18 protein-coding genes, 1 tRNA gene and 1 pseudogene are annotated in these 18,026 nt (G+C 44.7%); 6 read left to right on the top strand and 14 right to left on the bottom strand.

What is annotated here, in order from left to right:
• Nucleotides 1-69: 69 nt before the first annotated feature.
• The 4 genes from QUA43_RS16405 to QUA43_RS16420 all read left to right on the top strand — a co-directional run bounded on the left by QUA43_RS16405 (nt 70) and on the right by QUA43_RS16420 (nt 6,316).
• The gene (locus tag QUA43_RS16405) at nt 70-480 is read left to right on the top strand and encodes a hypothetical protein (protein WP_333375298.1); all 411 of its coding nucleotides are present in this window, start codon (nt 70-72) and stop codon (nt 478-480) included.
• Between the two features lie 238 nt (nt 481-718).
• Complete coding sequence (locus QUA43_RS16410; protein ID WP_333375300.1) at nt 719-2,008, top strand: aminopeptidase P N-terminal domain-containing protein; 1,290 nt, start codon at nt 719-721, stop codon at nt 2,006-2,008.
• A gap of 144 nt (nt 2,009-2,152) precedes the next feature.
• A complete protein-coding gene (locus tag QUA43_RS16415; protein ID WP_333375303.1) occupies nt 2,153-5,080 on the top strand; it encodes a PAS domain S-box protein in 2,928 nt (975 codons plus the stop codon).
• A gap of 6 nt (nt 5,081-5,086) precedes the next feature.
• Entirely contained in the window at nt 5,087-6,316 is a 1,230-nt protein-coding gene (locus QUA43_RS16420; protein WP_333375305.1) for an ATP-binding protein, read from the top strand.
• 15 nt (nt 6,317-6,331) lie between these two features.
• Here the strand turns inward: QUA43_RS16420 and QUA43_RS16425 are convergent, their stop codons facing one another.
• The 9 genes and pseudogenes from QUA43_RS16425 to psbA form a co-directional block, all read right to left on the bottom strand.
• Nucleotides 6,332-6,913: an HAD family hydrolase gene (locus tag QUA43_RS16425; protein WP_333375308.1), complete on the bottom strand. Its 582-nt coding sequence runs from the start codon at nt 6,911-6,913 to the stop codon at nt 6,332-6,334.
• 104 nt (nt 6,914-7,017) lie between these two features.
• The gene (locus tag QUA43_RS16430; protein WP_333375309.1) at nt 7,018-7,374 is read right to left on the bottom strand and encodes a hypothetical protein; all 357 of its coding nucleotides are present in this window, start codon (nt 7,372-7,374) and stop codon (nt 7,018-7,020) included.
• Between the two features lie 124 nt (nt 7,375-7,498).
• Nucleotides 7,499-7,789, bottom strand: coding sequence for a WD40 repeat domain-containing protein (locus tag QUA43_RS30865; RefSeq protein WP_445301976.1), 291 nt, complete (start codon nt 7,787-7,789; stop codon nt 7,499-7,501).
• A pseudogene (locus QUA43_RS30870) lies at nt 7,787-7,840 on the bottom strand (hypothetical protein); the annotation flags it as partial. The pseudogene QUA43_RS30870 and the gene QUA43_RS30865, both read right to left, overlap by 3 nt.
• Before the next feature lie 144 nt (nt 7,841-7,984).
• A complete protein-coding gene (locus QUA43_RS16445) occupies nt 7,985-8,191 on the bottom strand; it encodes a hypothetical protein (RefSeq protein WP_333375314.1) in 207 nt (68 codons plus the stop codon).
• An 80-nt stretch (nt 8,192-8,271) separates the two neighbouring features.
• On the bottom strand, nt 8,272-8,475 hold the full coding sequence (locus tag QUA43_RS16450; RefSeq protein WP_333375316.1) for a hypothetical protein: 204 nt from the start codon (nt 8,473-8,475) through the stop codon (nt 8,272-8,274).
• Nucleotides 8,476-8,496: 21 nt separating this feature from the next.
• Nucleotides 8,497-8,862, bottom strand: coding sequence for a hypothetical protein (locus QUA43_RS16455; RefSeq protein WP_333375317.1), 366 nt, complete (start codon nt 8,860-8,862; stop codon nt 8,497-8,499).
• 29 nt (nt 8,863-8,891) lie between these two features.
• On the bottom strand, nt 8,892-10,160 hold the full coding sequence (gene cbiE / locus QUA43_RS16460; RefSeq protein WP_333375319.1) for a precorrin-6y C5,15-methyltransferase (decarboxylating) subunit CbiE: 1,269 nt from the start codon (nt 10,158-10,160) through the stop codon (nt 8,892-8,894).
• A 426-nt stretch (nt 10,161-10,586) separates the two neighbouring features.
• Nucleotides 10,587-11,669 (bottom strand): photosystem II q(b) protein, encoded by a 1,083-nt coding sequence (psbA, locus tag QUA43_RS16465; RefSeq protein WP_333070606.1) that lies wholly within the window; start codon nt 11,667-11,669, stop codon nt 10,587-10,589.
• 361 nt (nt 11,670-12,030) lie between these two features.
• On the opposite strand from psbA, the gene cofG reads away from it, so the two are divergent.
• Entirely contained in the window at nt 12,031-12,981 is a 951-nt protein-coding gene (gene cofG, locus QUA43_RS16470) for a 7,8-didemethyl-8-hydroxy-5-deazariboflavin synthase subunit CofG (protein ID WP_333375321.1), read from the top strand.
• A gap of 89 nt (nt 12,982-13,070) precedes the next feature.
• On the opposite strand, the gene QUA43_RS16475 is transcribed toward cofG, so the two are convergent.
• From QUA43_RS16475 to cpdA, 3 genes are all read right to left on the bottom strand, one after another.
• Nucleotides 13,071-13,847 (bottom strand): SDR family NAD(P)-dependent oxidoreductase, encoded by a 777-nt coding sequence (locus QUA43_RS16475; protein WP_333375322.1) that lies wholly within the window; start codon nt 13,845-13,847, stop codon nt 13,071-13,073.
• 202 nt (nt 13,848-14,049) lie between these two features.
• On the bottom strand, nt 14,050-15,528 hold the full coding sequence (locus tag QUA43_RS16480) for an alpha-amylase (protein ID WP_333375325.1): 1,479 nt from the start codon (nt 15,526-15,528) through the stop codon (nt 14,050-14,052).
• Nucleotides 15,529-15,719: 191 nt separating this feature from the next.
• Complete coding sequence (cpdA, locus tag QUA43_RS16485; protein ID WP_333375327.1) at nt 15,720-16,499, bottom strand: 3',5'-cyclic-AMP phosphodiesterase; 780 nt, start codon at nt 16,497-16,499, stop codon at nt 15,720-15,722.
• Nucleotides 16,500-16,674: 175 nt separating this feature from the next.
• Here cpdA and QUA43_RS16490 point away from each other — a divergent pair.
• Nucleotides 16,675-16,745, top strand: a tRNA-Cys gene (locus QUA43_RS16490).
• A gap of 129 nt (nt 16,746-16,874) precedes the next feature.
• On the opposite strand, the gene QUA43_RS16495 is transcribed toward QUA43_RS16490, so the two are convergent.
• Nucleotides 16,875-17,504, bottom strand: coding sequence for a type II toxin-antitoxin system PemK/MazF family toxin (locus QUA43_RS16495; protein ID WP_333375329.1), 630 nt, complete (start codon nt 17,502-17,504; stop codon nt 16,875-16,877).
• Nucleotides 17,491-17,973 carry a type II toxin-antitoxin system antitoxin SocA domain-containing protein gene (locus QUA43_RS16500; RefSeq protein ID WP_333375331.1) on the bottom strand — a complete coding sequence of 161 codons (483 nt, stop codon included), beginning with the start codon at nt 17,971-17,973 and terminating at the stop codon, nt 17,491-17,493. Before QUA43_RS16500 ends, QUA43_RS16495 begins: the two co-directional genes overlap by 14 nt.
• Nucleotides 17,974-18,026 lie beyond the last annotated feature (53 nt).

An 18,026-nucleotide genomic window follows, 5' to 3' on the forward strand; every position in this document is an offset into this window, starting at 1 on the left:
TGCCACGTCCCTACTTTTTTATTAAACTGTCAATAATATTAAACCGCCCCTAAACGCTAATTAACGCAGATGAATACTACATTTGCCCTACATACTAAGAATTTGTCATTTTTTTTTATAGCAGCTTTTATCTTTGTTGGTGTCAATACTTTGAGCGCCCGCGCCGAAAAATCACGATGTTTTGTAGATATTTGCATCGACTCCAGCAGCGTTGAATTAAGCAAATCCGATATTCCCGGTGCTCCCTCTTATCCAGTCAGAACTATTTTAGTAACTCAAGAGTTTAGTAACGATAAATTGTTGGCGCAAATGGAAGTTGACTGCCAGCAACGACAGTTGAGAACTGTCAGAGTTAGCCAAGATGGCGAAAATTGGTCGAATTTCTCTCCGAAATGGACTTTAGTCGATGGCCACTCATCTTTGTCTCGGCTGGTGGACTATACTTGTCAATTGACGATCGCAGAACAAGAGAATAAATAAGTATAGCCTTTCTCAGTAATAGGAGGTGTACGCTTGATAAGCGGGCATAGGGCATAGGGCATAGGGCATAGGGCATACCTCACCAAGATTGAGAACTGCTGTAGACCCCGAAAAAAAACAGAGCACCTATATCTTCAACCCTTGCCTTGCGGGTGCAAGTCTGACAAGCAGCGCTTGAAACCGCCGAATGTTAATATTAAATTCAATCTAAAATCTAAAATCTAAAATCTAAAATCGGATGACCAACCCCACCGAATATCGGCAAAGACGCGAACAATTAATGGCAAAAATTGGCAGCGGGACGGCGATATTTCGCAGCGCACCTGCTGCCGTCATGCACAACGATGTAGAATACGCCTACCGACAAGATAGCGATTTTTTCTACTTAACCGGTTTCAACGAAGCTGCGGCGGTAGCCGTGCTCGCGCCACACCATGAAGAACACAAATTTGTGTTGTTTGTGCAGCCAAAAGACTTGGAAAAAGAAACTTGGCACGGTTATCGTGCCGGAGTTGAAGGCGCTAAGGAATTGTACGGCGCGGATGAAGCTTTCCCCATCGCCGAACTTGCGGAAAAATTGCCGAAATATTTAGAAAAAGCCGATCGCATATACTACCACTTCGGGCGCGATCGTAGTTTCGACCAAACAGTCCTCAATCACTGGCAGCGCTTGATGGCAACCTACCCGAAACGCGGCACAGGCCCGACAGCAATCGAAGATTCCAACATCATTTTACACCCGATGCGCCTGGTGAAAAGCGAAACAGAATTAGCATTAATGCGAAAAGCGGCTAATATCTCAGTTGCAGCCCACAACCGCGCCCAAGAATTCGCCAAACCGGGCAGATACGAATACGAAATTCAAGCAGAAATCGAACATACTTTTGGCTTAAATGGCTGCACTCCGGCTTACCCTTCAATTGTTGCATCAGGTTACAATTCCTGCGTCCTTCACTACATCGAAAACAACCGACAAATGCAGGAAAACGATTTGTTGCTAATAGATGCCGGTTGTGCTTGCGACTACTACAACGCTGATATTACTCGCACCTTTCCTGTCAGCGGCAAATTTACAGCCGAACAACAGATAATTTATGACTTAGTTTTGCAAGCACAATTGCAGGCAATTAGTCAAGTATATCCGGGAAATCCTTACAGCAAAATTCACGAAACAGCAGTGCGCGTTTTGGTGGAAGGTTTAATGGATTTAAAACTTTTGGTGGGGGACATTGAAGAGATAATTAAAGAAGAGAAATACAAGCCATTTTATATGCACCGCACTGGTCATTGGCTGGGATTGGATGTGCATGATGTCGGCGTTTATCAGTACGGCGAAAATTCGCAAGTTTTGCAGGCAGGACAAGTGCTGACAGTGGAACCGGGGATTTATATTTCTCCTTATATTAAACCCGTGGAAGGACAGCCGGAGGTTCCTGAAAAATGGCGCGGTATTGGCGTGAGAATTGAAGATGATGTTTTGGTGACATTTGACAGCCATGAAGTCTTGACGGCGGGAGTTTCTAAATAATTGTTGACTGTTGACTGTTGACTGTTGACTGTTTGAACAATACCGATGCAACCGGAAACGATATAAGTTGGCACTGAAGGCTTGAGCTTTGTTAGTATGGGCTTGAAAAAGCTCAAGTCCGCAACTGCAAAACATAGAGCCCTTATGTGTATTGATCCTACCAAGATCGATCGACCTCTCGAAACCTGCGAAGCATTAGTAGCAGAGCAAAAAGTAAAAATTCGGCAACTCGAAGAGAATTTGCAGCAGCAGAGAGAATTGTGTCAGAAATTAGAAGCACAACTCAAAGCAGTCGAAAATGCTGGCTTGTCGGGTTCGGCAACTGAATTTGATATCACCGACGACGATCGCATTCAGTTAATCGCATCTCTGGAAAAAAGTCAGGAAATGTACCGAACTCTCATCAAACATTATCCGAATGGCTCGGTGTTTTTGTTCGATCGCGATTTGCGCTATACTTTGGTTGACGGCCAAGGTTTGGCAGTAGTTGGTTTGTCCAAAAAACAGTTGGAAGGCAAAACATTGTGGGAAGTATCCCCACCTGAAGATTTGCCCCTTTTTGAGACTACATATCGCGCTGCTTTGGCAGGAAAAGAGAATACTTTTGAATATAAATACGGCAATCGCGTTTATTCAACAACAATTGCTCCAGTTAAAAACGACCGGGAAGAAATTTTTGCAGGAATGGTCGTTACTCAAGATATTACCGAAAAAAAACAGGCAGAAATAGCGCTGGAAGAAATCACAAATCAGCTAGAAATTAAATATCAAAAGCGCACTGAAGACTTGAAAACAGCCAACGATCAATTGCAGGAAGAAATTCTCTCTCGCTGGCGCGCCGAAAAAGCTCTGCGGGAAAGCCAGGAACAGCTAGAATTGTTTTTCTCTCAATCTTTAGATGGTTTTTTCTTTATGATGCTGGACGAACCAGTGCAGTGGGATGATACAGTTGACAAAGAAAAAGTTTTTGATTATGTATTTACTCACGGGCGGCTAACGAAGGCAAATGATGCTTTGATAGCTCAATACGGAGGTATTAGGGAACAGTTTATTGGCCGCACGCTTGACTCTTTATTCTCCCACAACTTTACTGGCGGCAGAGAGATAATCAAGCAATTTTTTGATGAAGGCAGAATTCATATCGAAAATGACAATCGCAAGTTTGACGGAGATATAATTTGGGTGGAAGGCGACTATATTTGCATTTACGATTCCCACGGGAGAATCGTAGGCTATTTTGGCGTGCAGCGCGATATTAGCGATCGCAAAAAAGCAGAAGCAACCCTCAGAGATAGTGAAGAACGCTTTCGGGCAACCGTCGAACAAGCGGCAGTCGGCATTACTCACCCTGACGAAACAGGCCGCTATTTGCGAGTCAATCAAAAATTCTGCGAGATAGTGGGATATACTGCGAGCGAACTGCTGTCGCGAACTTGGATGGACGTTACTTACCCAGAAGATATAGATGCAGATTTAGAACAAAACAAGAAATTATTTGCCGGGGAAATTGACAGTTTTAAAATGGAAAAACGCTTGCTGCACAAAGACGGCACTGTAGTTTGGGTAAATATTACAGTATCGCTCATCCAAGAACCGCTGAGCGGGGCAACTTACAATGTAGTAGTGACAGAAGATATTAGCGATCGCAAAGAAACCGAAGCAGCACTGAAAGAGAGCGAAGAAAGGTTCCGACAGCTAGCAGAAAACATTGAAAGCGTATTTTGGATGTTAAACGTTCAACCCCAGGAAATTATTTATATCAGTCCGGGTTATGCAAAAGTTTGGGGCAGAAGCTGTGCTGATTTGTATGCTTACGGGCGCTTTTTTACAGAGTCCTTCCATCCAGAAGATCGCGACCGCGTTATTGCTACCTTCACTAAACAAATTGAGTCTGAAGAGGATATCGAATATCGAATTGTCAGGCCGGACGGCAAAATACGCTGGATTCGCGCTCGGGCTTTTCCGATTAGAAATCAAGCTGGTCAAGTTTACCGCCTCGTTGGTATTGCAGAAGATATAAGTGAAAGCAAACAGGCAGAAAAAACCATCCGTGAAAGTGAAGAACGCTTCCGTCAACTAGCAGAAAATATCCAAGATTCCTTCTGGCTAATGTCTGCTGAATTCACTGATTTATTGTATCTGAGTCCAGCTTACGAAAACATCTGGGGGCGCAGCAAGGAAGAATTATATGCCGAGCCCTTAAAAATGATGGAGTGGGTGCATCCAGAAGATAAACATTTGTTGCAAGAGGCAATGGGGCGAGTGTTGCAGGGCGAGTCCACCAGTACCGAATATCGGATTTTTCGGCCAGACGGCACAATGCGCTGGGTGTGCGATCGAGCTTTTCCCATTTACGACGAATCGGGCACAATTTACCGCATCGCGGGTATTGGCGAAGATGTCAGCGATCGCAAATTTACCGATGCCCGCATCCAAGCAGCACTCCGCGAAAAAGAAGTACTGCTCAAAGAAATTCACCACCGAGTCAAAAATAATATGCAGGTAATTTCCAGCCTGCTGCAACTTCAAGCTCAATACATTGAAGACGAACCCACGCTAGCTTTATTTGAAGAAAGCCAGACCCGCATCCATTCAATGGCTCTGATTCACGAGCAACTGTATCAATCCGAACATCTCGATCGCATCGACGTTCCCCCCTACGTCGAAAACTTGGTTGCTAATTTGTATCAATCTTTTGGTGGTGGCAACACTTCAATCCAATTTAGTCTCAAACTTGACCCCATTTCTTTAAACATAGAAACAGCAATTCCGTGTGGCTTAATTATTAACGAACTGGTTTCTAACTCTTTAAAATATGCCTTTGTCTCAAGTTTAGCTGGTGAAATAGCTATTAATTTTTATGAAATAAATGACCACCAATTTCATTTAACTATTCAAGATAACGGTCGCGGATTTCCGGCGGATTTTGACGTGGAAAATACTGAAACATTAGGATTGCGATTAGTGAGAATGTTGGCTTACCAATTAGAGGCGAGTATTGCCATTGACAGTCAGTGTGGAACCTGCTACACTTTAATTTTCAAAGAGTTAAATTATCGGCAGCGCCTTTAAGGACAAATGAACCCTGTAAAAATTTTGGTTGTAGAAGATGAAGTTATTGTAGCCCAAGACATAGCAGGCAGATTAAAAAAACTGGGATATGCAGTAACAGCTACAGTTTCTTCAGGAGAAGAAGCAATTCAAAAAGCTCTAGAAAACCCGCCCGATTTAGTGTTGATGGACATAGTGCTTAAAGGTGACATGGACGGGGTAACAGCGGCCGAGAAAATCCGAATTAATAGGAATGTGCCAACAATCTTTTTAACAGCTTATGCCGACGCTCAAACGCTGCAAAGAGCGAAACTTACAGACCCATTCGGTTATATTATCAAACCATTTCAACAAAATGATTTGCGGGTGGCGATCGAGATTGCCATGCACAGACACGAAATCGAAACCAAGATGCGAGAATCTCTCAAAGCTGCGGAAGCAGTCAGAGAGTCGGTGGAAGAAAAATCGCACCGCCAAAACCAGTATATTTCAATGGCCGCTCACGAATTACGGAACCCGCTCAACGCGATTTTAATTTCTGCGGAACTTCTGGATCTCGATCGAACTCGCAGCAGTGACGAATCCCAAGTTAGAACCCTGCGGCTGGTGCACTCAGCTACCCAAAAGATGAACCAGCTAATCGACGATATGCTGTTCATGGGCAGAGCAGAAGCAGGCCAACTCAAATGCAATCCATTACCGATAAATTTAGTCGAATTTTGTCAAGACTTGCTCGCTCAAATGCAGTTAGGAAATGAAGCCAAGCACAAACTAACATTAATCCCGTCAGATGTTACCAGTGCAATATTAGATCAACAATTGCTGCACGGCATTATTTCTAACTTAATCGTCAACGCCATCAAATATTCTCCCAACGGCGGGCAAGTCGCCTTGGAATTGGAATACCGTCAAGTAGGCGAAGGAGACAAAGAACCTATTTTCTGCTTGTCTCCTCAGTGTTTGTTTCCCAATTACCAATTTACAAATATTAACTCCCCCTTACTAATTATACGTATCCGAGACGAAGGTATCGGCATCCCAGAAACTGAAGTAGGGAAAATATTTGAAATGTTTTACCGCTGCAAGAATACTGGGAAGGTTAAAGGTAATGGTTTGGGATTAACAATTGTTAAAAAAGCTGTGGAATTGCAAGGAGGCGCGATCGCCTGCGAAAGCAAAATGGGCATCGGTACAACCTTCACAGTCGCGCTTCCTTACGTAGCACTTTTCTGTAAGACTCAACGAGAAACAACTTAAATACCACTACAAACACTAATCAAAGTGTTGCAAAATCCACTCCACCGCCACCGCTAAATTTGCTGCAATAAAATCCGGTTTAGCATGGTGCTGATACTCCCCACTCAACACGCTTTCTCCGTAACCCGTCTGCACCAAAATACCCGTACAGCCGGCATTGTGAGCCATATCAACATCAGTCGCTTTATCCCCGACCATAAAACTATTTCGCAAATCTAAATCCTGTTCCCAAGCAGCCGCTACCAACATCCCTGTATTCGGTTTTCGCCACGTTGTATACCGCGTAAATTCTGGGTTTGTTCCGCCTTCTGCTGCGCTTAAATAAGGACAGTAATAAAGAGCATCTAACTTGGCTCCGGCTTCATTTTCTAATAGCTGACAGAGGCGTTTGTGCAAAGCTTCTACGTGGCTAACCGGATAATAACCCCTCGCCGGACCCGATTGATTGGAAACTAAACAGCAAAATATTTGTTTGTCATTTAAACGGCGTACAGCTTCGGCTACTCCGGGGATTAAATGCAAATCTTCTACTTTGTGGATGTAGCCGGCTTCGATATTGAGAACGCCATCTCTGTCAAGAAATACTGCTCGTTTCATTGTTGTATTTTTTTTGATATAACTCGGCGATTTAAATCGCGTCTACAGAAACAAAGTCCGCCTCCGCGAACTGAAGAGAAGAAATGCAAATCTAGGTAAACTCATTATTCTAAAATAGAGTGTTTGCCTAACCATTCGCGGAAACTATCATGATACAAATTATACCAAGTTTCTCCTCCTATTTCCTGCTTATTTAAGAACTCGATCCAATTGTATAACACTTTTTCAACATCGTATTCATCCAGATCAAGTATATTGGCGATCGCACTTACAGACAAACCTGTTGTGGATTTTACCAAAACATTCAGCACAGACAACTCGATCGCCGATAAACCATCACCTCTCATCCGCAGCCAGTGATTTTGATAATAGGCTGCTAAACCGGGAGGAAGTTCAGAGACAAGTGAGGACTCTCCCAGATTAGCATCGGGGTGCGAATTCTCGTTAATGGCAGGTAACAAAAGTTGGAAATGGCAGAAAAAACAAATTCGCGCCCTGCAAAATTCTCGGTTTTTTCTCGCAGGAGTTGCTGAAATTCTTTTGGATAAGAATCGGTAGAGATGGGAGTTGAGAGAGGTGAGGAATTCATGCTAGTGCCTCCATCCCTTCTAGCCGTAGGAAATATACTGTGCCGGATTCGTCGCCTGCCACAATTGTTACTCCATCGGGTGCAATAGCGCAACAGGCGATCGAACTTTCACCCGTGAAACTAGCAATGACATTTCCACTTGACAAATCCCAGAATTTGAGGGTATTATCTCTTGAACCAGAAATCGCCCGCTTGCCATCAGCACTAACAGCAACTGCATTTATCCAGTCACCATGACCTGTGAAAGTAAACTGTCCCCTTCCAGTGGTTAAATCCCAGACTTTGATGGTGTTATCAAGTGAACCGGAAATTGCCTGCTTGCCATCACCAGTGACGGCGACTGCATTTACTCAATTGCTGTGACCTTCTAGAGTAAATTGTTCCTTTCGAGTTGTTAAATCCCAGACTTTGAGGGTGTTGTCCAATGAACCAGAAATTGCTCGCTTACCCAGGGTTCCGCCGCCAAAACAAGCGCGACATTCCTATAAAAACTCGACATTCAACTGGCTGAGTACAGTTAATATTTGTTGATGAATTTCGCGTTTAAACATTGGTTGAAAATTTACCCATTTTTCAGTTTTATGGGGCTGGCTAATGCTGCCGATTTCCGCTACCAGCCAAGATTGATAGTGTTGGCTGATTTGTTGAATAAAAGCCCGTTCCTCAGAGTTGGGTTGGGAGCATCTCATATTTGTAAAAACACTTCTTCTGGCTTCTTCCTTCTTCCTCTTTCCTCCTATCTCCTGCCTCCTGCCTCCTGCCTCAAAACTTAGATTTCTAGCCTGCCTGCTTTCATTGAGATGCTCCCGTTGGGTTTTCCCAAAACCCCCCAATAATGCCAGCCTGATGCGTAGTGGCATAGCATTTCCTGGAAAATCAGATTTTTGACATTAGTAAGTTGCCAGCATATAGCCTGAATAAATGGCAGTTCTACGGGAATTTTTAATGCGGTTGCTAGTTCTTTATCGTTCATCTTATTTCCCAAATTCCTGCTCTATTCCATCTGCAAATATTCCAAAACCAGCAATCGCAAATAATCTAGCATTCGGATATAAGACCGCATTTGAAGATAGCCCGATCGCGTCTCATCATAAAACTGAGCGATCGCAGAAAGATCGAACACCCTAAGCTGATGTAAATCTGCGATCGCTTCTTCGCGCTTCTCAACCCCTGGGCCAGCCTCAATCTGACTAGCATAACCGCGAATGCTCACTGTTACTAATTCAAGCTCTTCCAGCAGCGAAACTCTTCCTCCGAGCCAATATAGCTCTGGGCTATCTCTTGGCGCTCTGATGAGAGTGTTTTGATAGTCAACCATCAATTGCGCCAAAAGGGTCACAATAATATCCTTATTGACCATAGCTTTTTCGGAAAAAGATCGATCGCATTTTAGCTTTTAACTACCGCCCACTGAGTCACCGGTGCAAGCGGTTTCCAACCCTGAAAAGAACCGATCGCCCCCACTCGCTGAATCCCAATTCTAATTAGTTCCCCGCCATAACGATCGTGCCATTGCAAAACTTTAATTTCGCTCTCAACTGTCACCGCATTCACAACTAATCTGCCGCCTTCACCTAAAGCATTCCAACAAGTTTCTAGCAAACCTTCTCCAGTGACACCGCCGCCGATGAAAATAGCATTCGGTTGAGGCAAATTTGTCAGGGCTTCCGGCGCTTCTCCCGCAACGATTCCGAGTTCGGGAACGCCGAAAGTCGAGGCATTTTCAGCGATGTATTGCAATCGAGTCGGATGGCGTTCGATCGCGATCGCCCTGCACCGAGGATGACTCCGCATCCATTCGATCGCGATCGAGCCGCAGCCCGCCCCCACATCCCAAAGCAACTCACCCGGAATCGGTGCTAACGTTGACAGAGTAACGGTTCTAACCTCCCGCTTGGTAAGTTGTCCGTCGTGGCGATAAGCAGCATCCGGCAAACCCGCAGTTCGGGGGAGGATAAGAGTTTGTCGATCGGCTGCAACTGCGATCGCGATCGTGTTCAAATCCGCCAAATCCGCTGCATTCCAGGCTGCTGCTACCCCCTCGATCCGCCGTTCCGCATCCCCTCCCATCCGCTCGAACACAGTCATCAAACTGCTGCCAAACCCCCGCTGTGTCAACAATTCAGCCACCTTTCCCGGCGTGTGTCGATCTGCGCTTAAAACCAGCAAGCGTGCGCCGGGGGACAAAGCAAGCGCGATCGATGCGATCGGGCGATTTGTCAAACTGAAAGTCTCAACATCCGCCAAAGCCCAGCCCAGACGGGCGCAAGCAAGACTAAAAGCCGATGCAGCGGGAATTACAGTCATTTCGGAAATGGGAATTTGGCGCGACAGTGTTACCCCAATTCCGTGACACATCGGATCGCCGCTGGCTAGCACGCAGACAGACTGTCCCCGGCGGCGGATGATTTGATCGACTGTTGCTTGTAGCGGCGAAGCCCAAAGCAATTGTTCGCGGGTGTCGTCGGTTGGTAGCATTGCGAGGTGACGGGCACCGCCGACAACGACTTGAGATCGATCGAGTAGTTGTCGGGCGATCGCACTCAATCCCGAAAGTCCGTCTTCGCCAATCCCCACCACCGAAAGCCATTTGTGCATTGAATCCTTACCGCTAATCTTGTTTCCGGCTGCATCGGAATACTCAAACTCAATAGTCATTAGTTATTAGTTATTAGTTATTAGTTATTAATTATTAATTATTAATTATTAGTTATTAGTTATTAGTTATTAGTTATTAATCATATTATTTCCGCTAGAACAACCCGAATAAAATTGATTTATAGTGAGGAATTCATTCCTCATAATAAAACTCTGTGGGACTGAATTATTGACTACAAAATTTCTAACTGACATCTTGCACAATTCTCAATAATAGGCATCTTGCCTGTTCCACAAACAGTATATCTCTTCTTGTGAGGTCGGCATCCTGCCCGCCCGTGAAACACTTATTAATAATAGTGCAAGATGTCAGTTATCACGGTTATTTTACCGGACGAGATATCCTAATAAAGTCTCTAAATATTTTTCCCCAAACAAAAAGCGCCCCTATTACTAGGAGCGCTTTTTGTAATCTCAGACTAAAACTTAGCCATTGATAGAAGGAGCAACCAAAGCTACAGGAGTGACTTCACTTGCAGCCAAGTCGAGAGGGAAGTTGTGAGCATTGCGCTCGTGCATCACTTCCATACCCAAGTTAGCGCGGTTGATCACATCAGCCCAAGTATTGATGACACGACCTTGAGAGTCGATAATCGATTGGTTGAAGTTGAAACCGTTCAAGTTGAAAGCCATCGTGGAGATACCCAAAGCGGTAAACCAGATACCGACAACTGGCCATGCACCTAACAAGAAGTGCAAAGAACGGCTGTTGTTGAAAGAAGCGTATTGGAAAATCAAACGACCGAAGTAGCCGTGGGCTGCAACGATGTTGTAGGTTTCTTCTTCTTGACCGAATTTGTAACCGTAGTTTTGCGATTCGGTTTCGGTTGTTTCACGAACCAAAGAGGAAGTAACGAGAGAACCGTGCATTGCGGAGAACAAAGAACCACCGAAGACACCAGCAACTCCCAACATGTGGAAGGGGTGCATCAGGATGTTGTGCTCGGCTTGGAACACAATCATGAAGTTGAATGTGCCGGAGATACCCAAGGGCATACCGTCAGAGAACGAACCTTGACCAATTGGGTAGATCAAGAATACTGCGGTGGCTGCTGCAACTGGTGCAGAGTAAGCGACGCAGATCCAAGGACGCATACCTAAGCGGTAGGACAATTCCCATTCACGACCCATGTAGCAAAATACACCGATCAGGAAGTGGAAAATTACCAATTGGTAAGGGCCGCCGTTGTACAACCACTCATCGAGGGAAGCTGCTTCCCAGATTGGGTAGAAGTGCAAGCCGATGGCGTTGGATGAAGGAACAACAGCACCTGTGATGATGTTGTTACCGTACATTAAGGAACCTGCTACTGGTTCGCGGATGCCGTCGATGTCCACTGGAGGGGCAGCGATGAAGGCGATGATGTAGCAGATGGTGGCGCTGAGCAAGGTGGGAATCATCAAGACTCCGAACCAACCTACATAAATGCGGTTGTCGGTTGATGTTACCCACTCACAAAAGCGTTCCCAGACGTTGGCGCTTTCGCGCTGCTGTAAGGTTGTTGTCATTTGTTTATGATTGCTGTATTTGGTTGTCAATGTTCGTGACGGCTTTGTGTTCCGCCATGTAAATAAACATAAAGCTTTTATTTCGGTTTGTAAAGGACTTTTAAGCACATTTTTTCTTATGTTTATCATAAGCAATGCTTATTAAAAGCCAGGAGGCTTGCTGTACAAGGAGTTTAAAAGCAGAAGGGGGAATTTGGGGACGATCGCCCACCAATGAAGAATACTCATAATCTACCTGGACAACGAGATTCGGGACTTGTGTCAGTGTTAAGATAGATGAAGGGTTGCGATCGCCAACCGCAAAACTCCCATTGACATATATATGTTGTTGCACAAGTCCGATCGATAAAAATCCCAAGGAATGTCCCGCACCGTCACCTACAGCCCTGCTTATACTCTGGTTCCCACTTACGAGTGTTTTAACCGCTGCACCTATTGCAATTTTCGGGCCGAACCGCTGCAAAGTCCTTGGCTGACACTCGCAGAAGCCGAGAAACAGCTCAACTTGCTGCAAACTCAAGGTGTAATTGAAATTCTCATCCTCAGCGGCGAGGTACATCCTCACAGTCAACGGCGAAAAGCTTGGTTGCAGCGGATTTACGATTTGTGCGAACTGGCACTTGCTCTGGGATTTTTGCCGCATACTAATGTGGGGCCGCTCAGCTTTGAGGAGATGGCACTGTTAAAAGAGGTGAATGTATCGATGGGGCTGATGCTAGAACAGCTTGCCCCACATTTGTTACAAACTGTTCATCGGCACGCACCGAGTAAAGTGCCGGCGTTGCGGCTGCAACAGTTAGAATGGGCTGGGGAATTAAAGATTCCGTTTACAACTGGTTTGCTGCTGGGAATTGGGGAAAGTGAGGCAGATTGGATTGAGACATTAGAGGCGATCGCCCGCATTCATTCGCCCTGCAATCACATTCAAGAAGTTATCCTCCAGCCACACAGTCCGGGAAATCAGCAAAGTTGGGACGGTGAAGTTTTTGATGCTACAAAAATGCCCGAAGTAATTGCGATCGCCCGCAGCATTTTACCATCTGAAATCAGGCTGCAAATTCCGCCGAATTTAGTTGCACAGCCCGACATATTACTTGCTTGTTTAGAAGCAGGTGCTAGAGATTTAGGAGGAATCGGGCCGCGGGATGAAGTTAATCCCGATTATCCTCACCTGCAACACCTAACTTTAACAGAAATTTTAGCAGCAGCGGGATGGCAACTTGTGCAGCGTTTGCCTGTTTATCCTCAGTACGATAAGTGGCTGCCCCAGACATTGCAAACTGCTGTTAAACAATGGAGAGTTAGTCATTAGAAATTCTTATTTCTTAGTCCGCGCAGGCGGACTTCGTTTGTGTAGTAGCGGTTTCAACCGCCGAGTGATAAAAATAAACTATTGAGATGTTAAATCAAAGAACCGCCACCATCAATCCAGACTTCAGTACCTGTGATGAAGCTGGAGGAATGTGATACCAGAAATAACACTAATTGGGCGACTTCTTCGCTAGAACCTGCGGTATTATCAGTCAAAGGAATCATATCTTGAATCGACTCAGGCGCGACTGGAATGCGATCGAGATGGCGCTTAACGGTGCTTTCCTCAATGGCAGTCAGCACACCGCCCGGACAGATTACATTGACTCTAATTTGGCAGGCTGCGAGTTCTAGCGCCAGCATTTTTGCAAAGGCTACTTGGGCAGCTTTTGAACAAGCGTAGGCCGTTGCACCAACTTTCCTGAAACTTCTGGTGCCATTAATTGATGATGTAATTACAATTGAACCTCCTTGTTTTTTCAGATGAGGAATAGCATACTTAACAGTCAAAAATGTTCCTCTGAGGTTGGTGTTAATTGTCCGATCCCACTCATCGGGTTCTATCTCCTCTATCGGCGACCATACACCGTTAATACCAGCATTTGCAAACAAAATATCAATTCTTTGATATTTGTCAAAAATTGTTTGAAACGCTTTTTGCATTTGCTGAGAATCTCCAACATCTGCGGCAATAGCCAGCCCGCAGCCTCCTTCATTGACCAACTGGCGGACGGTTTCTTGCCCCGTTTCCAAAATGTGATCGATAATAGCAACTTTGGCGCCTTCCTTGGCCATTAAAATTGCTGCTGCATGACCAATTCCCGACCCACCGCCGGTAATAACTGCAACTTTTTCTGAAAGTTTCATATTTTTTTAGATAAATATTTTTTTTGGCGATCGCATAGTATAAAAATAATACTAGAGAGAGGACTTTAGTCCTCACTACAAACAACTTTCCGTCATCAAAATCATGAAAGTAAAAAGTGGTTTAATTTACTAATTATAGCGGTAAGGTGTGCAGTGCACACCCTACTTTAGGCAGAGGAGTACGTCAGTTTTAACGCAGTTCTTACGGCTGTGGCACCCAGACCGAAACAGAACCGGCGTTACACCGAAAATCAGCCCAACCATCATCATTAGTTGTGATTGGTTCTTGGATGTGTTCGGTGATGTCAATATAAGTTCGATTCGGTTGTCCGACTTCCATAAACTTAGTGCCATCGCCTCCGTTACTGAGTACCACAGCCATGCCGCCCGGATGTTCTTCATCTCCAAGTCGCGTCCAGCCAATAGTGTTGGCGTGGTCGAAGTAATCGTACTGATTCCCGTAGGAATAGGTTTGGCGCGCTAACAAGAATTTATCGAGAATAAACTGATGTTTGTCTAACCAAATCTCGTATTCGTTGCCATCGTTTGCTGTATCCTTATAGTTAGCGCCGTAATAATCCGGGTAAAAAATGCACGGATATCCTTCGCGCCGCAGCAGAATTAAAGCGTAGGCAAGAGGTTTAAACCAAGCCTCGACAACAGATTCTAGGGATTGTAATGGTTGAGAATCATGGTTGTCAACCAAGGTAACGGCGAGGGCTGGTTGCTGTTGGACGAGGGTGTTATCAAAAATTGTTCGTAAGTCGTAGCTATTGCCGGCTTTGCTAGCAGCGTAGAAGTTGTAGTGGAGGGGCGCGTCAAATAAGGAGACTTTACCGTCCGTTGCTTGGATGAAGTAGTGCAAAGCTTCCACTTCGTAAGACCAATATTCGCCGACTGCAAATAAGTCGCGTTTGACATAGTTACGAACGTGTTCCAACCATTCTTGGAAAAATTCTGCTTTAACGTGTTTGACGGCATCGAAGCGAAAGCCGTCAACGTTTGTTGTATCTACATACCACTCACCCCAGTATTTTAACTCCCCGCTGACTTCTGGGTTGTCCATATCTAAATCGCAACCCATCAGGTAGTCAAAATTACCTTTTTCTAAGTCTACTCCTTGATCAAATTCTTTGCCTTTTAGCAGGTAAACGGCATGGGTTTCTGTGTTGTAAACGTTGTAATCAATGGCGTCAAAATGCCACCAATGCCACTCCATGCTGGAATATTTTTTGTCGCGGCCGGGGAAGGTAAAATGCGTCCAAGCTTTGATTTTTTGATATTCGCCTACGGTGTCATTCCGGTTGTCGGGATGGAAGGGTGTTGCTTCGGCTTCTTCTTCGGCATCTGCACCTAATTTGTGGTTGAAGACAACATCAGCATAAATCCGAATTCCAGCATCTTGTGCAGCTTTAATCGCGGCCAAATACTCATCTTTTGTGCCGTATTTAGTGCGTACCGACCCTTTTTGGTCGAACTCGCCTAAATCGAATAAGTCGTAGACGCCGTAACCTACATCCATACCGCCGCCAGTTCCTTTATAGGCGGGTGGCAACCAAAGGGATGTAACGCCTATTTTGGCTAAATCTTTTGCAGATTTCGCTAGCTGATTCCACAGGCTGCCGTCGTCGGGGCTGTACCAGTGGAAATACTGCATCATGACGCCATTTAGTTCAGACATATATTGAGTTTTTCCTGTTTTGTTAAATTGCGATCGACATTTATGTTCGTAGCTCGCTAGTTTACGTATGTCTGCAATCTATGGTTAATAAATATCATAAAAGATGGGGCTGCTAAAAACAATCTATCTGTTGATGTATTGACAACAGAATGTAAATTTGATAGTAATTATTTTAGGCAGACTAAAAAATATTAAGTTAGTGGCGATTTTGCAGCAACTCGCTCAACTCTGGTGTTCCAAGTACCGTCGATCGCCAATTCAAGCAATCTAAATCCCGGCGGGATTTCGTCAACTATAATCGGATGGCTTTTGGGTAAAAGTTGGATGCAGGTGCTGGGTGTCCCCAAGTAGGTAACTGAGCCCCGCTGTTGTTGAAATTCTTGGTGAATGTGGCCGCAGAGGACTATTTTGATTTGAGAATATCGATCGACAATTGCCAAAAATTCATCGGCATTGTGCAGCATCATTCCATCCATTATTTCAGAGTCGATCGGCAAAGGATGATGGTGCAAGGCAATGATAACAGGTCGATCGCCCGTTTGTTGCAGTTGAGAGTCCAGCCAATGCAAGCTTTCTGGGGAAAGCCGCCCGCCGTCGCATCCGGCTTCCACACTCGAAAGTAATAGAAATTGCCAGTTTCCTAGCATCCATGATTTTTCTGGGGAAAGAGGCGACTGATTTAAGATTTCTGCCATGACTGGGATGTTGTCGTGGTTCCCAGGTATCCAGTAGGCGGGAATTCCTAGGGGGGCGATGAGGGAGACGAGGCGCTGGTAGGATTCTGGTGTTTCGTCTTGGGACAAGTCGCCTGTGAGTAGGAGTAAGTCGGGCGGCGGCTGTATCTGTTGCAGGCGATCGAGAACTGCTTGGAGGGTGCGGGCTGTTGAGAGGCCTTTCCATTCTCGATCGATCTCTGCAAACAAGTGAGTGTCGGTGATTTGGGCGACGAGTAGGGTAGAAACTGGTGTCATGGCTGGTGTTGCGGGCGATCGATGTAGTTCTAGAATAGCCTCGGATGGGTTTTGGGGATAGAGAAAAAAGGGCGATTCCCTACGGGGTAGCTTGGCTGCACGAGATTTTTGACAAATATGTTGAAATAATCGAGATTTGGTGTACTATAAGAAAACGTCAAATTTCAGACGTGACGGCGGCATAGCCAAGTGGTAAGGCAGAGGTCTGCAAAACCTCCACCCCCAGTTCAAATCTGGGTGCCGCCTTTTTTAATTTTTGTTAGATGTGGCTAAAATGCCGTTTGGGCGATCGAGAAGGTTAACAGGATATAGCGAGAGTGCTCAAGTCCACTGCAAAAACCTTCTTGACCTCTACCATCAATTACTACTCATTGACTACGATCGCAAATCGTCGATCAGTTTTTCTATAGCCATACTTTTTGTGGTTTCATCCGCTAGAGAATTAAACACTTTCTGCAAAAGTTCTATAGACGCATTTTTAATAAACCAATCTTCACCCGGATTATCCCCAAGATTTAAAAAATACTTTAAACGTTCCTCTATCGCTTTCTTATCTGCTTTATCCAGTTGTCCAACTCGCGTAAGCCAATCCCCTTGCGAATCTTTAAAACAGTTAGCATCAACAGTACATATCTGATGCACTAGAGCGAAGGAATTATTAGAAAGACCATTGGTGCTTGTAGAATTAATCGGATATACAGTTGGCAAACCTTTATAGGTTTCTTGTGAAGTCAACGGAATCAGCGTCAAAGTTTGGATGTATTTAGATTCATCTTGAAATTGGTCACTTGTCCAAACGATATAAGGATGCTCTCCCCGAAAAACCCGACTCGAATTAATCACCTGAGTGCAAGAAATTGTCTTGCACTCAATCTCCCCTGGTTCATTTATCTCATAAATATGATGATGACCGAGTTTGCAACGGAGAGATACTCTATAGGGATTGATAAAATAAATCCAACCTTGACGCGGTTTTTGTCCAGCCACTCGCTCACCCCAATTCACTCATTAACTTTTCTCTTTCTTTGTACAGATTAAGTCTCACCTGTTCCTCTGGTTCGTGGCTATATTTAACCTCAAGCATGGGAGCAGTGCTATAGACATATTCTAGTAACTGATTCAGTTTATCCTCTCCTGAACCTGCCCATTCTCTCCTGATGTTGTCAAGTATGAGCTTCAGACCTAAAGGTAACTTTAAATCATCCACATTACCAGCTCCCTCACCAAGTCTGATGAATATACTCTCTCCCTGAGATTCTTGAACAATTTCCTTGCCATTCATTTGATTTAAAACAGCCTCTATGCCTTCATTCCAAGGGCCAAAGTAATAATAACACCAATCTAAATCAGTAAGCTGCTTGTCTGTCCATTTGACCGCATAAAGATCAGCTAAGTACACAAACTTGATTAACTGCGTTTTTGTAATATAGCCTTTTGTTGCGTAGACAAAGTATTTGATCAGGTTTTCTAGCATAGATTTCCTCCTTTCGATTTCAAAAAACTTCCTAATTAAGCTTATAAATTTTT

Source organism: Microcoleus sp. N9_B4, assembly GCF_036701635.1.
Taxonomy (GTDB): domain Bacteria; phylum Cyanobacteriota; class Cyanobacteriia; order Cyanobacteriales; family Microcoleaceae; genus Microcoleus.

Bases quoted from the DNA above. Each gene is read 5' to 3' on its own strand.
- QUA43_RS16410 (WP_333375300.1), top strand. From the start codon at position 719: ATGACCAACCCCACCGAATATCGGCAAAGACGCGAACAATTAATGGCA.
- cpdA (WP_333375327.1), bottom strand. From the start codon at position 16,499: ATGACACCAGTTTCTACCCTACTCGTCGCCCAAATCACCGACACTCAC.
- QUA43_RS16425 (WP_333375308.1), bottom strand. From the start codon at position 6,913: ATGAAACGAGCAGTATTTCTTGACAGAGATGGCGTTCTCAATATCGAA.
- QUA43_RS16475 (WP_333375322.1), bottom strand. From the start codon at position 13,847: ATGAAACTTTCAGAAAAAGTTGCAGTTATTACCGGCGGTGGGTCGGGA.
- QUA43_RS16415 (WP_333375303.1), top strand. From the start codon at position 2,153: ATGTGTATTGATCCTACCAAGATCGATCGACCTCTCGAAACCTGCGAA.
- QUA43_RS16445 (WP_333375314.1), bottom strand. From the start codon at position 8,191: ATGAGATGCTCCCAACCCAACTCTGAGGAACGGGCTTTTATTCAACAA.
- QUA43_RS16405 (WP_333375298.1), top strand. From the start codon at position 70: ATGAATACTACATTTGCCCTACATACTAAGAATTTGTCATTTTTTTTT.
- QUA43_RS16480 (WP_333375325.1), bottom strand. From the start codon at position 15,528: ATGTCTGAACTAAATGGCGTCATGATGCAGTATTTCCACTGGTACAGC.
- QUA43_RS16455 (WP_333375317.1), bottom strand. From the start codon at position 8,862: ATGGTCAATAAGGATATTATTGTGACCCTTTTGGCGCAATTGATGGTT.
- QUA43_RS16500 (WP_333375331.1), bottom strand. From the start codon at position 17,973: ATGCTAGAAAACCTGATCAAATACTTTGTCTACGCAACAAAAGGCTAT.
- psbA (WP_333070606.1), bottom strand. From the start codon at position 11,669: ATGACAACAACCTTACAGCAGCGCGAAAGCGCCAACGTCTGGGAACGC.
- cofG (WP_333375321.1), top strand. From the start codon at position 12,031: ATGTCCCGCACCGTCACCTACAGCCCTGCTTATACTCTGGTTCCCACT.
- QUA43_RS16450 (WP_333375316.1), bottom strand. From the start codon at position 8,475: ATGAACGATAAAGAACTAGCAACCGCATTAAAAATTCCCGTAGAACTG.
- QUA43_RS16420 (WP_333375305.1), top strand. From the start codon at position 5,087: ATGAACCCTGTAAAAATTTTGGTTGTAGAAGATGAAGTTATTGTAGCC.
- cbiE (WP_333375319.1), bottom strand. From the start codon at position 10,160: ATGACTATTGAGTTTGAGTATTCCGATGCAGCCGGAAACAAGATTAGC.